Below are 11806 nucleotides of genomic sequence, written 5' to 3'. Positions count from 1 at the left end.
TCAGTCCACCGCCCTGCGCATACCTCATACCACCGGCCTACCGCAGGGATCACCACCCGTCAGCCCCTCCGACAACACCCCGAATAGATCAGTAGGTCCCTGCTGGTACTGACGAACCAGGGCATAGCCTGCTGGCCGATGATCTACACCGAACCACCCGCCTGTGACCACCACGAGCCTCCCGAGCCTCACGCACACCAAATCCGTGACGTGCAACTTCATGATGCACAGTGCCGGTCGATGCCGGCGGCAAGGGTATGGAGACTGGGCAGATCGTCCTCCCGGACGGCGACGAGCCAGTCCGGAAGACGCTCGCCCTGGCGCTCGGTCAGCATGACGGCGAAGGCGCGGACGTGTCGGGTGAGCGCGTCGAAAACCAGATTCCGTCTTGTAGGTTCTCGCGGTTCGTGTCCTACGGCGGCACTGTGACCTGCGGAGACCGTGCGCTGTCTCACGCCGTCTCGTAGTCGGTCTGTCTCACGGGCGTGTCCGAATCCTCGAACTGGCTATGGGGGGCATGCAGTTGATCTGCGGATGGGCAATGAATATCCTCCGGGTGCGTGGCCGCGTGACTGAACCTGTCACCCGAACTGGCAGCTGACCCTCCTGCAGGGCGGGGTTATCCGTTGGGTGGCGGGTGAGACAGACTCGGCCGGCCTGGCACGCGACTACCACTTGGAGCACGTCGGATGAGCAGCAACGTACTGACCATGTACGGCGGGCCGAGACGAGTCGACGGCCAGGGTCAGGCGAAGGTGGCGAACATGGTCAGCTTCTCCGACGGATCGGGACCTGCGCCGTCGGCCGTATACGTGGAGCGTGAACTGCCGCCAGGAGGCACGTCCGCGTACCTCGCGGCCCGGCGCGGTGGAAACCGATCCTTCGCCCTGTGGGCCGACGATCAACGCCGGGAACGGGTGGCCACCGTGGTGACCCTGGCGGCCGGCGGCGGCGTCGCGAGGTTTCAGGTGCTCGGCGCGCACGGCGAGGTCATCGGCACGCTCATGCGCGAGAAGGCGCTCCGTGGCAGGGGCCTGCGCACCCGCTGGACCGTGGACCAGCCCGGCGGCCCCGAAGCGGTCGGCTTCAAGGGACGGATCATATGGTGGTGGATGTGGTGGCTCCTGCTGCCCCTGATGACGGTGGTCCTCGTGTTCACCGTCTTCGACAGCGTCCCTGGCAACGAGGGCGGCTTCGCACGCGCACCCCGGCGCATCAGGTGGCGCGCGAACGGGCAGGTCCCGCTGGAGTTCAGGTCCAAGGGCGACAAACTGCACGTGCATGCACCCGGTGTGGACTGGCGGCTCGGGGCCGCGCTGATCGCCCTCCTGCGCAGCTTCAACGCCGGCGCGTGGGACTCGGTGAAGAAGTGACCCGGGGGACGACGCTCCAGCGCGGTGCGTGCTGTGGCGGAGGAGGTTGGTGTTCCGGAGCCGCGCACCGTAGAACTGGGCCTCATGTCTGATCAGTGGCCAGCCCAACGCCCGGCGCCAAGGCCCTTGCCCGGTCCGCCCGGCAGGTACGGGCCGCCACGCTTCCCTGAGGTCAGTGCCGGGTACCGGCGTTGGGCCGGCGTCCTGCTCTGGCTCGCGATCGCCATCGCGGGTCTCATGGTGGTCGCGTTCGTGGCCAGCATCGTCTTCCTGGTGAAGGCAGACGCGGATGTGGACAACGCTGCCTACGGCTACCTCGCGATCTTCCTCTGGTTCGGGACCGCCGCCGCCGTCCCGGTGCTGCTGGCGCTCGGTATCCTCGCAATCGTCATGACGCGGCGTGTACGGCAGCAGGAGCGGCTGGGCCACGATGCTGTGTACCGAGGACTCAAAGTCGGCGAACAGTAGTCGAGCGGGCCACGGTGCCAGCACACTGATCCCGGGCGGTCCGCGCTACCCCTCAACCCCCCAAAGGGTGACCCGCCTGACGTGTCCTGTCGCAGTGAGCCTGTCAGAGGGCGAGCCCCTGACGTGCTGTGGCGCCAGATGGTTTGAGATCGCCGCTCAGCACGCGCCGCAACGAGAATCCGACACCACGAATGAGAACGAATGAGAATCCTCCAGTTCTAGTGCAACAGGGACACCTGCGAGTCTCAGGTCGGCGTCGGATCCGACTTCCATCCGACATCACCGACAAGTGGGCTGACGGGCCCTCATACACGGTTGAGCCAGCGATGAGTGCCCTTTACGGGTGGCCGGGCGGCATACCGCAGCAGGCGGCGGTCTGGGTCTGGTCGGCGCTGGCGAGCGGTGCTACGGCGAGTACCGCTGCCAGTGCCAGAAAGACTCCGAGTACGGCTTTACGCATGACATCTCTTGTCGAAGTAGAACTTGGTGAAGCCGTTCCTTTACGGGTGGCCAGGCGGCGTCACGCCGCAGCAGGCGACGGTGTTGCTCGCCGGGCTCGTCACCGTGGCTCGGTTGCTCCACGACCCAGCGTCCGAGCGCGGTTTCCGCGACACACGTGCTGGCCCGTCGGCCGTAGAGATCCCAGGACTTCGGCCCCTACGAGCCACGGTCACGGTCCGCCTGAACCCAGCCGTGCCGAGTATCCTGGCCCGGCCCGCCGCGCAGGGAACCACCCGCACGGCGGACTCTCACGAAGCGGACGTTGTCAGCGCGCGGGTCAGTTCGACGTCGTACTGATCGGCGTCGAAGTGAGATACCGGAGGGTGCGCCTCAGCAACGGGTACCTGCCAGTCGGACCACTCCACGATCCCACCGTGACGCTGTACGAACACGGCCAGGTAGCCACAGCATCCGCCCGTGCACAGACCAGGCGTCGTATCCTCACCCGGACCACGACCTGCCGGCCGTCGACCGGCACATCCCGCACCGTCCGGCCGTGATACCCGTGGACCCGCCCCGTCACCACCCCGCACACCGGACAGGGAACGGGAACATCCCGGGTCCGAGCCGAAACCCGGACTATCTCAGCACCGTCCGCCGCATCCTCGATGACCAATGCTGGCAACCCCGAAAACACCGTTCCCACAAGCGTGATCGCATCATGCACGCTCAATGATCACAGGCGAGGACTCACCGTCACCAGCGACTACGGAACAGACCCGCTCGTTTGACAGACCCTCACGCGGCAGGCTACGTGAGATGGGCGGGATCGAGGGAGCGCCACCAGTTCGGTTCTTCAATGTCGTGAACGTGTACGAGAAGCAGGTCCGGCCCGGAGGTGTTGTCGGGGATGACACTGTTCCGCAGGGAGACCCATACATACGTACCGTCCCGGTGCGAGAGCCGCAGCTCTGCCTTGCCTCCCCGGGCGGGCGTTGTCAGCAAGGTGGGCCCGTCTTCTGGATGGATGAGGTCGGCGAAGACGCAGCGGCGCATTTCTGTCACTGATCTGCCCAGCATGTGACACAGAGCGTCGTTCGTACGTATCACTCTGCCCGGCTGTTCGTCGGTCAGCTCGGTCACCGCCATTCCGGACGTCGCGTATTCGAAGGCTTCCCGGAAGGATGCCTCGCTGGCGCGAAGCGCGTGCTGCTCCCGCTCCAGACGTACCATCGCACGCTTCATGTTTGCTTTGAGCTGGGCGTTGGCAATGGCAACCGAGGCATGGGCCGCATACATCTGAAGCGCTTCCTGTCCCCATGCCCCGGGGCGGCGTCCGTTGCGCGGCCGGTCTACGGAGATGACACCTGTCAGATCTCGTCGGCCCTTGCCACCGACAGAGTACAAGGGCGCGAAGAGCCGGTCGCCGGGATGCCACTCGTCCTCGAACCGCGGCTCCGGTCCGTCCGTGAACCACTGAGGAACGTCGTCGTCGTCGAGAATTTGGCCCTCTGCGTGCGGGATAAACCGCAGGTCGCCCCATACCTCGCCCATCGAGAGCCGACGTTCCCACGACTCACGGGAGCCGATTCTGCCGGCAATCAAAGACTCCGCTGCAGAGTTGCCTGCCAAGGCCGCGACAACAAGATCACCGTCCGGCCGGACGAGATTGAGCGCAGCGATTTCATAGCCGAGACCGGCGACAACGCCAGCTGTGACCGCTTGCAGAGTGTCGGCGAGACTCTGGGCCGGGGAGAGCTGCCGGATCAACTGGTCCAGCAGACTTCGAAGCGTGGCAAGGCGGACGTACGCCTCCGACCCCGATTCGTCCGTGGACGCATTAGCGCTGACCGCCTGACCGGCACTCCATGTACTCCAGCTGGGGCGTGACGTCGTCGGCAGCGGCTCGTACGCCGCGTTGCGGATGAAGGGCGCGCTGCCCAAACTGTTGCGGCACAGACGATGGGGTGCCGGTCTCCCGCGTAAACTGAGTCCCAGGCGCAGCTTTGTGTACAGCGTGTCCAGGTCGAGGTACTCGTCGCCCTCCAGCACACCGTTGTTGATCAGCCTGATCAGTTCGCCGGTGAACGCCGTGTACTGATCGCCCGGAGGTGCGATCGCAACGGCGTTCTCGGCGGAGGCGGCGAGCAGATAGGTGCCTTGGACCTCCAGGAAGGACCCGTCGTCGGGCGACTGAACGCCGAACGCGCGTGCGCTGTAACAGCAGTCGAGCACGACGATTTTCCGGTCGGCGGGGCTGTGCTCGATCGAACGCCGAATCCACTCGTACGGCGCCGCCGTGTCGTGCACCGACATCCAGTCGCTGTCCGCAACGGCCAGATGCAGCTCGCCTGTTTGGGGCTCGATCAGCCCGTGCCCCGCGTAGTACACGACCAGAGTGTCCGTTGCTTCCTGGGCGGCTTCAGCTACCGGTTTGGACAACTGTCGCGGGGTCTGGGGGTTCAGCACCACGCGACAGTGCTCAGGAAGAAGCCCCCAGATGTCCTGCTCGGTGAAGAGACTTCCGAGCGCTTCCGCACTGTGTACCACAGCGGGCAGACCGTCAAGTGTCTCGAAGGAGCCTGCTCCTATGAGCACCGCCCGTGAAGCGGAAGGATCAGGCAGAGAGGCCATCAGGATCCCTGACAGCGTGGACTTCCTCGGTCTCATCGATGCCGTCGGAGTCAGCGACCAGCAACTCGATAAGCCGCCGGGCCTCTTCCGGAGAGGAGCCCGAAATCGTGACCGTCAGGCCGTCGGGGCGATCGACGGTCACGGTAGGGCGCAGCGGGCGTGTCCCGCGCCAGGCGACCAGGGACATGGCGAGCGATGCAGCACTGAAACCGCCGCTTACCACGAGCGACACCAGGTCGAGTGCGTCACCTTGCGCCCCTGGTGTCGACGGATGTGAAGCACCCAGTGCTGGCTTCGCATGGCGACGGGCGACCGGGTCTGCCATCAGCCACATGTGCAGCGACCTTAATTCGGCCTCCGGCCCCCGCACATCTCGGAACCCAAGTTGTAACTGCACCAATACCCCCTGATTCCGCGCCCAGGCGCGCACGTCACTACCGAAAGGCTACCGTTCAGCACCGCTTCATCGTCCAGACGTCGCACCTCGTCTTCATAAGCGAAGGTCCGTTCGGCGAGACGAGCCTGCGCTGGCTCGATCGAGCTCGCCATTTCACCAAGGGCGTGACGAGATCCACCCTTTCGTGCTCCCCCGATGTCGGTGCGGGCAGGTACGACCGCGGGCGCCCGGGTGCGTCCGGCTACCAGCGGGCGGTGAGGCCGAACTGATGCATCAAATCGGTGAAAAGCTCCTGGGCGCTCGAGCGCAGCAGGTCGTCTTCGTCGGCCGGGTTCACCGCGGTGGTCACCGTCTGGATGCGGCGCGGCCGGCGGGCGCGGTCGGGGATGTCTCTGAAGGCGCCGCCGTGCTCGGTGACGACGGGGATCAAAGGTGTCGGCTCGGCGCTGGCGATGGCCGCACGCACGTGCGAGGAGCTGTCCACGCCCAGATGCCGGGCGAGTTCACGGGCCAGGGCGAGGGCGTCGCGGCAGGCAGCCGCCGTGACGTCCGTGTCGACCAGGCTGCCGGCTGCCTGCGGTTCGGCGTGCGGGGAACGCAGAGCTTTCCAGGAGAGGTTGACGGCGAGGACGGTGCTGCCGTCGTGGTGCAGCTCGGTGTGGATCTCCCGGCCCGTGGGCGGGGACAGGGTGGTGAAGACCCAGCGGCGCAATCCGGGGCGGGGCTGGGGCACCATCTGGTTCAGCGACTGCAGCGGGCTGACGGTGTGACGATCCCGGGTCAGCCGCCGGGAGTGCTCCATAGCGGCGAAGCAGATGTAGCTGGCCGACTCGTCGGCCAGGGGCGGGGCGGTGCGCGGCAGGGGGCGCTGGGGCCGGGTGACGGCGATGAACCAGGCCGAGGGCTCGTCCTGTTCGGCCAGCACGTCGTCCCGGGTGTCGGCGTAGAGCTGCTCGATCTCGTCCTGGGCGTGCTGAGCGCGCGTGAAACGGTCGCGGTAGGCGCGTTCGAGCTGATGCTCGGCCATCCAGGCGGTGTGGTCGGCATCGCGGTAGGGCACGACGGCGGCCTGCTGGGCCTTGTCCTTGGCGGCGGTGCCGTACACGAGGTGAGGAGCCGTGGGACTGGCGGGGATGTCGATGACCAGGAAACTCGTGCCGCCGTCGGGCGAGGTCAGGGTAGTGAAGCTGAGGTCGGGCAGGTAGGGCTGGATGTGGTTGCGGATCCACTGCGCGTACTGCTGGGTGTTGACCTCGCCGGGATCGATGCCCACGGGTTTGGTGGTCTTGTCCGTGATTCCGTAGATGAGCAGGCCGCCGCGGGTGTTGGCCATCGCCGCGACGTCCTTGGCCAGCTCGTTCCAGGCCCCGTCCTGCGGCGGCTGCGGAAGGAACTGCTTCCAGTCCAGGTCGTCGGACTCGTCCAGGTTGCTCTCCGCGGCCTTCTTGACCATGTCGAAGGTGAGCGGGCCCGGTGGGGCACCGAGGTGTTCGTGCAGTCGCGTCCAGGAACGTGCCATGCCCGAAACCCTATGATGCGCCACTGACAACAGGTTGAGGCCGGGACCGGCTTCCGCATGCGAATTGGCGCCTGGGGACACGGTGTCTTGCCGGAGATCCTTGTGCTGCGCGTCGGCATGGCCGGAGAGTGACACAGCCAGAGTGGGGACGCTGTGGGCGCGCTGGGGTGGTTCTGCCGGTGGTACCGCTTTCTGTCCTGTTGGCTCTTTTGGAGGTTTTTGCTTCTTCGCGCCGTGTGCTTCTTCGCGCCGTGTGGTCACTCTTTGAGGGCACTGCTCCTTTCCGGGCCGTCTGTGACGGTTGTTGACGAAGCGGAATCTCTCTCTCCGATGTCTGGTGTGTGGGGGGAGGGGTGTGGCCGTGTGTCAACAGCAGGCTCTGGAAGGGGAACTGGCATGGCAGACATTACGCAGATCCGGGCGAAGATCGAGGTCGCCAATCTGTCGGAGGCGGGGTCGGACGACTGGGTGTATCTGGGCATCGCGGGCCGCGAGTTCGTCCTGGACTCCGGTAACGGTGACGACTTCGACATCGGCACGAAGAAGGTGTTCGTGCTGGGGGAGCAGCAGGAGGACGACACGGAGGGCAACTTCACGGTCGTTCCGGTGGTCGAGGGCGAGTACAACGACCCGCGCAGGCCCCAGCTCGACACCGACGATCTGGGTTTGTATCCGGTCTATCTGCGGGTGGAGGACGCGGGCTCGCATCCGGAGCTGTGCCTGGAACGTGTCCGCGTCTCCGTCTACGGAGCTGACGGGTCGGTCCACAAGTTCGACAATGTGCGGTTGGACAAGGTGGCGGACAACCGCAGGATCTGGCTGCACCAGAAGTACGGCAGGCAGCTTTACCTGCACGCAGTCAACACGCGCGGCCAGGCGTGAAGCGCCGGGTGGGCGGCGGGTGGCTGGCTGCTGCCGCCGTTACGGTGTCGGCTCTGGCCGGCACCGTTCCTGCACAGGGTGCGCAGGCTGCGGACGTCACGGTGCCGCTGCGTGAGGCGATCGGCCGGCTTGACGTGGCGGTGGGGGACCGCTCCGGCTACGACCGCGCCCGGGAGTTCGGTTCCGGCTGGACCGATGCCGACCGCGACGGCTGCAACACCCGCGCGGAGGTTCTGCTCGCAGAAGCCCTCGAGGCGCCGTCCGTGTCCGGTCGCTGCACGCTTACCGGTGGAACCTGGTTCTCCTGGTACGACGGGCAGGAAGTGACACTGACTGACATCGACCACGTCGTGCCGCTCGCCGAGGCGTGGGACAGCGGGGCGAAAGCGTGGACGCGGGAGCGTCGTGTCGCCTACGCCAACCATCTGGACGATCCCCGCCACCTGGAGGCGGTCAGCCAGCGCTCGAACCGGCAGAAGAGCGACCAGGATGTCGCTCAGTGGCTGCCCCAGGAGTCCGTGCGCTGCCGGTACCTCTCCTACTGGGTGCCGGTGAAGCTGTCGTGGAGTCTGTCGGTCGACGAGAGTGAACTCCAGGCACTGGACAGCCTCGCGGACGGCTGCCCCGAGACGGCCATCACCTACGCGCCCGTTGCCTGATTCCGCGCAGGGCAGGCCGCCGGGCGCCTGCACTCCTGTCAGTGAGGCGGTTGGCGGGGGACGTTCGCGGTACAGAGGTCGGGGCGTGGGAGGTGTCAGCTGGCGGGGTGGCGCCAGCGGCCGGAAGCATCACGGGCGGCGGTGGCGCCGACTTCTACGACCAGTTCGGGCCGGACCAGAGTGACGTCCAGTCTTTCGCGGGTGTCCTACCCCGCGGAGAACGACCAGCCCGTCCACGGATGCCGTCCGGGGTCTGCCGGTGCGAGCAGACCGGCGACGGTGCGGCCAGCCGCACTGGGGAGGACGGTGGTGCGGCCGGTGTACTGCAGGCGTCCGTCGGTGTCGTATCTGCCGAGCAGCAGCGTGCGCGGTGCCGTGGTCGGTCCGGTGATGGCGCCGACGATGGCTTCGGTCGTCTCGCGCACCTTGTACTTCAACCACCCTCTGGCCGAGGCCCGGTATAGGCCGTCCAATTCTTTGAAGACGACTGCCGTCCAGGACGTCAGCCATTCGTGGACGGTGTCGGGGTCGGTGGTCGACGGGCACAGCACCCACGGCACGGTCAGCCGGTGTGCGCGGAGAGTTCCTCGAGGGCGGCGCGGCGCCGCGTGTAGGTCCACGCCCGGGTGTCGGTGCCCGCTTGAGCACGGGGGTCCGGCTGCGGCTGCCGACAGTCCGCGCTTTGCGGCCGGGTTGGTGCCCGACGGCGCCGACCGCGAGTGATCTGGGACGCCGGGCAACCCTTCGAGGTTGACGATCTCGTGCACGCCCCCAGGCATCGTGCCCCTATCCGGCGGCGGTCTGGGCGTCCAAGGCTATCGCGGTTTCCAACGAGATCAAGCGCGCGTTCTGCAGTGCCGCGACCTCCCAGCGGTCGTTCTGCCACACCAGAGCGGGCAACTGCATGAAGTAGCGGCTTGAGGCAGGTCCGGCCCCGTACGGTAGGACGCCCGCCCGCCTGCCGCGGTAGGCGGGGGTTGCACTGTTCGAGGGGCGCCGTCCCTCATCCGATCAGCGAGGAGCATGAGGCTGTGAAGGTCGAGATCCAGTCGGACGTACGTGACACCGCGGCCCGGCTCGGGGCGGATGTTCCCTACGCGCTGAAGGCCCTGGCCGGTCAGTTGGCCGACGACCCTGACATGGGCAGTCCCTCGGGGATGCCCGGCATGTTCACGGTCGTGGTCGACGGCGACATGTTCGATGACTGCCCCGACCTGTCGGTCGGCTACCTTCGCGAGCCGGACCGCATCGAGATCCGGTTCCTTGAAGCGCTTGTCCTCTCCGAGGCTTCCACGGATGGTTCTGACCAAGAGCAGGAACTGGATCAGGGCGAGAATCAGGTCGCAGACCTTGTTGCCGCGGCGGCTACCGTGCGGGAGATCGCTGATGCCTGGGGGCGCATCACGGGTTGGCTGAAAGACCATGCTCCCGTTTCCTATGCGGCGCTCCGCGCTGGCGCCACCCCTGCTGCCATTGCCGCTCTGGAAGAGGACCTCGGCATCCGGATACCCGTCGAACTGCACGGCTTGTGGCTGCTGACCTCAGGAGATGAGGGTGGCAACGGCTGGGGATGCCTTCCCGGGAACAGGGCTTTGATGTCTTTGGATTCCGTGGCTGCCACCTACCGGCTGAAGATGGAGGCCCAGGCCGACGAGGATCTTTCCAATACCGATCGTCCGCAGGAGGAGCGGATCACGGTGTGGGAGGCGAGCCGTATTCCGGTGATTGCTCTGGGCCCTGCCGACAGCACTACGGGCTTGTACCTGGATGCCGAGAGCGGCTATCTGGGCCGGTGGTCGCGTTACAACGAAGGCCCCGGCGAGGTACGCGACACGCTGGTCACCTACTTGGAAGAGGCCGCCGACATGCTCGAAGCTCCCGCCCTGGCCGCGGGGGACAAGCCCGGGCTGATCGATGGGGCACTGGTGTGGCTCAGCAGTATCAGCCCTGCGCAGGAAGACCGGTGGCAGCCTTGGACCGGCTGACCACGCACGAGAAGCGGGGCCGGCCTTGCGGGGCCGGCCCCACTTGCGGGTTTTCACCTGTCAGTGCTCGGGCTACGTCAGCCGATTTTCTTCCACGTGCAGGTGGTTGCGGTTGACGTGCAGTGCTCGTATCCCGGGAGGGTGACGAAGAATCCGTCACCGTCCAGCATCCGCCACGCCGGGGCGGGGAAGCCGCTGAACGCCTTCTGGTTCTGCGTGCTCGAAATGGCTGCCCGCCCGCACCGCTCCGTACCGCTGGGGCCGTTCGTCACGGCACGCGTGTCGGCGAGGAGGCCGAAGTTCGCTGAGCCGTCGCCCATTTTGTCGGTGAAGAACTGGGCGCACTTGGTGCCCGATGTCACCAGGTTGACGCTCTTGGGATAGCCGCCGGACTCGTGCGTCGAGGCCATGGCGTACTCATCGCAGTCGACCGATCCCACGGACGCATCGGAGGGGTGCACGCTCCAGGAGGAGTTGGTACCGCAGAGGACGTTACGGCTGTTGTCCGATGTCCACGTCCCGCCGGTACTGGTCTTCACCGGGGTGTCCGGTCCCAGGTAGTGCATCAGGGAGTCCCACCGCTGGGAGCCGGCGTGGTCGGGCATTACCTGCTGCATGTACCAGTAGTAGCCGCCGGCGGCCGGGTACTTGTTGGTGTCCAGCGTCCAGGTCGGACTGAAGTGCGGCAGCACACAGCCCGGTGCCGAACTGCTCTGCCAGTCGTCGCAGCGCGGCGCGAATTCCTGTACCTCGGGGATGCCGGAGGTACCGAAGTCCGCGGTCGCGGATGCGGTGGTGCTGGCGTCCACGCTCGCGGTCACCGCCCAGCCGAGGTCGATGGTTTCCTTGCCTGTGCCGTTCCAGGTGGTGGCGCGGGTGCCCCACCTGCCGTCGGTGTAGGCGTTCCAGTCGTCCGCGTCCCAGTAGGCGTTGTCGCCCGCCGCGTTGTCGAAGTCGTCGGCCCACCGGATCACCGACGTGTTGCACGCCTCGCACGTCGAGGAGGTGTTCCACTTCAGCGTGACGCCGTCGAGAGCGGCGTCGATGCTCACCGGCATGATGCGGATCTGCTGGTCGAACTCCGCGAAGGTGGTTCCGCCGGCGGACTTGTTCGGGTACGCCTTGATGCGCTGCTCGAAGTCGAACCTGGCGGAGCCGATCGTCGCGTCGTCCAGGTCGACGAAGGTCAGCGTCCCCGACCCGATGCTCTTCAGGCACGCATCGGTGCGGCTCATGTAGTCCGAGCCGACCGCTTCGTCGGAGCACCAGCTGACCAGGTCCGCCAACGGCGCGTCAGCTGCCGCAGCAGCCGCCTGAGCGGATGACTTGCCGTCCTTGCGGGCCTTCGCCTCCGTCGCCTCGCGCAGCGCCTCAGTGCGCTTGGCCGCGCGCGCCTTCGACTCCGCGGTGGGCGGAGCCAGCTCGATACACAGCTTGCGGCCCTCAGT

10 protein-coding genes and 5 pseudogenes are annotated in these 11806 nt (G+C 66.6%); 7 read left to right on the top strand and 8 right to left on the bottom strand.

What is annotated here, in order from left to right:
• The first annotated feature begins 230 nt into the window (after positions 1 to 230).
• The 3 genes from ACFYXC_RS41325 (at position 231) to ACFYXC_RS41315 (ending at position 1841) form a co-directional block, all read left to right on the top strand.
• On the top strand, positions 231 to 467 hold the full coding sequence (locus tag ACFYXC_RS41325; protein ID WP_389558245.1) for a hypothetical protein: 237 nt from the start codon (positions 231 to 233) through the stop codon (positions 465 to 467).
• A gap of 222 nt (positions 468 to 689) precedes the next feature.
• On the top strand, positions 690 to 1373 hold the full coding sequence (locus tag ACFYXC_RS41320; RefSeq protein WP_389558243.1) for a hypothetical protein: 684 nt from the start codon (positions 690 to 692) through the stop codon (positions 1371 to 1373).
• Positions 1374 to 1625: 252 nt separating this feature from the next.
• Positions 1626 to 1841, top strand: coding sequence for a hypothetical protein (locus ACFYXC_RS41315; RefSeq protein WP_389558241.1), 216 nt, complete (start codon positions 1626 to 1628; stop codon positions 1839 to 1841).
• A 337-nt stretch (positions 1842 to 2178) separates the two neighbouring features.
• Here the strand turns inward: ACFYXC_RS41315 and ACFYXC_RS41310 are convergent, their stop codons facing one another.
• Complete coding sequence (locus ACFYXC_RS41310; protein WP_389558239.1) at positions 2179 to 2301, bottom strand: hypothetical protein; 123 nt, start codon at positions 2299 to 2301, stop codon at positions 2179 to 2181.
• Positions 2302 to 2384: 83 nt separating this feature from the next.
• Between ACFYXC_RS41310 and ACFYXC_RS41305 the strand changes: the two are divergent.
• Positions 2385 to 2478: pseudogene (locus tag ACFYXC_RS41305) on the top strand (SAM-dependent methyltransferase); the annotation flags it as partial.
• Positions 2479 to 2763: 285 nt separating this feature from the next.
• On the opposite strand, the pseudogene ACFYXC_RS41300 reads toward ACFYXC_RS41305, so the two are convergent.
• The 5 genes and pseudogenes from ACFYXC_RS41300 to ACFYXC_RS41280 form a co-directional block, all read right to left on the bottom strand.
• Positions 2764 to 2979 (bottom strand): annotated as a pseudogene (locus ACFYXC_RS41300) (transposase family protein); the annotation flags it as partial.
• Positions 2980 to 3134: 155 nt separating this feature from the next.
• Positions 3135 to 4064, bottom strand: a pseudogene (locus ACFYXC_RS41295) (PAS domain S-box protein); the annotation flags it as partial.
• A gap of 216 nt (positions 4065 to 4280) precedes the next feature.
• Positions 4281 to 4916 (bottom strand): annotated as a pseudogene (locus tag ACFYXC_RS41290) (caspase domain-containing protein); the annotation flags it as partial.
• On the bottom strand, positions 4900 to 5286 hold the full coding sequence (locus ACFYXC_RS41285; protein ID WP_389558247.1) for a hypothetical protein: 387 nt from the start codon (positions 5284 to 5286) through the stop codon (positions 4900 to 4902). The pseudogene ACFYXC_RS41290 and the gene ACFYXC_RS41285, both read right to left, overlap by 17 nt.
• Before the next feature lie 268 nt (positions 5287 to 5554).
• Positions 5555 to 6832 carry a helix-turn-helix domain-containing protein gene (locus tag ACFYXC_RS41280; protein WP_389558237.1) on the bottom strand — a complete coding sequence of 426 codons (1278 nt, stop codon included), beginning with the start codon at positions 6830 to 6832 and terminating at the stop codon, positions 5555 to 5557.
• 396 nt (positions 6833 to 7228) lie between these two features.
• Here ACFYXC_RS41280 and ACFYXC_RS41275 point away from each other — a divergent pair, with 396 nt between their 5' ends.
• Together ACFYXC_RS41275 and ACFYXC_RS41270 are read left to right on the top strand one after the other, a co-directional pair.
• Positions 7229 to 7714 carry a hypothetical protein gene (locus ACFYXC_RS41275; protein WP_388924262.1) on the top strand — a complete coding sequence of 162 codons (486 nt, stop codon included), beginning with the start codon at positions 7229 to 7231 and terminating at the stop codon, positions 7712 to 7714.
• Positions 7711 to 8373, top strand: a complete 663-nt coding sequence (locus ACFYXC_RS41270) for an HNH endonuclease family protein (protein ID WP_389558234.1) — start codon at positions 7711 to 7713, stop codon at positions 8371 to 8373. Before ACFYXC_RS41275 ends, ACFYXC_RS41270 begins: the two co-directional genes overlap by 4 nt.
• A gap of 206 nt (positions 8374 to 8579) precedes the next feature.
• Here the strand turns inward: ACFYXC_RS41270 and ACFYXC_RS41265 are convergent, their stop codons facing one another.
• Positions 8580 to 8924, bottom strand: a complete 345-nt coding sequence (locus ACFYXC_RS41265; RefSeq protein ID WP_389558232.1) for a hypothetical protein — start codon at positions 8922 to 8924, stop codon at positions 8580 to 8582.
• Positions 8925 to 9404: 480 nt separating this feature from the next.
• Here ACFYXC_RS41265 and ACFYXC_RS41260 point away from each other — a divergent pair, with 480 nt between their 5' ends.
• Positions 9405 to 10358, top strand: a complete 954-nt coding sequence (locus ACFYXC_RS41260) for a hypothetical protein (RefSeq protein WP_389558230.1) — start codon at positions 9405 to 9407, stop codon at positions 10356 to 10358.
• 77 nt (positions 10359 to 10435) lie between these two features.
• On the opposite strand, the pseudogene ACFYXC_RS41255 reads toward ACFYXC_RS41260, so the two are convergent.
• Positions 10436 to 11806 (bottom strand): annotated as a pseudogene (locus ACFYXC_RS41255) (hypothetical protein); the annotation flags it as partial.

The sequence above is a fragment of the Streptomyces sp. NPDC002701 genome (assembly GCF_042889045.1).
GTDB lineage: Bacteria > Actinomycetota > Actinomycetes > Streptomycetales > Streptomycetaceae > Streptomyces.
Note: the sequence above shows the minus strand (reverse complement) of the source record. Positions and strands in the feature narration are given on the sequence as shown.

Excerpts from the sequence above, each read along its gene's own strand:
- ACFYXC_RS41320 (WP_389558243.1), top strand. The coding sequence starts at position 690 with ATGAGCAGCAACGTACTGACCATGTACGGCGGGCCGAGACGAGTCGAC.
- ACFYXC_RS41275 (WP_388924262.1), top strand. The coding sequence starts at position 7,229 with ATGGCAGACATTACGCAGATCCGGGCGAAGATCGAGGTCGCCAATCTG.
- ACFYXC_RS41280 (WP_389558237.1), bottom strand. The coding sequence starts at position 6,832 with ATGGCACGTTCCTGGACGCGACTGCACGAACACCTCGGTGCCCCACCG.
- ACFYXC_RS41310 (WP_389558239.1), bottom strand. The coding sequence starts at position 2,301 with ATGCGTAAAGCCGTACTCGGAGTCTTTCTGGCACTGGCAGCGGTACTC.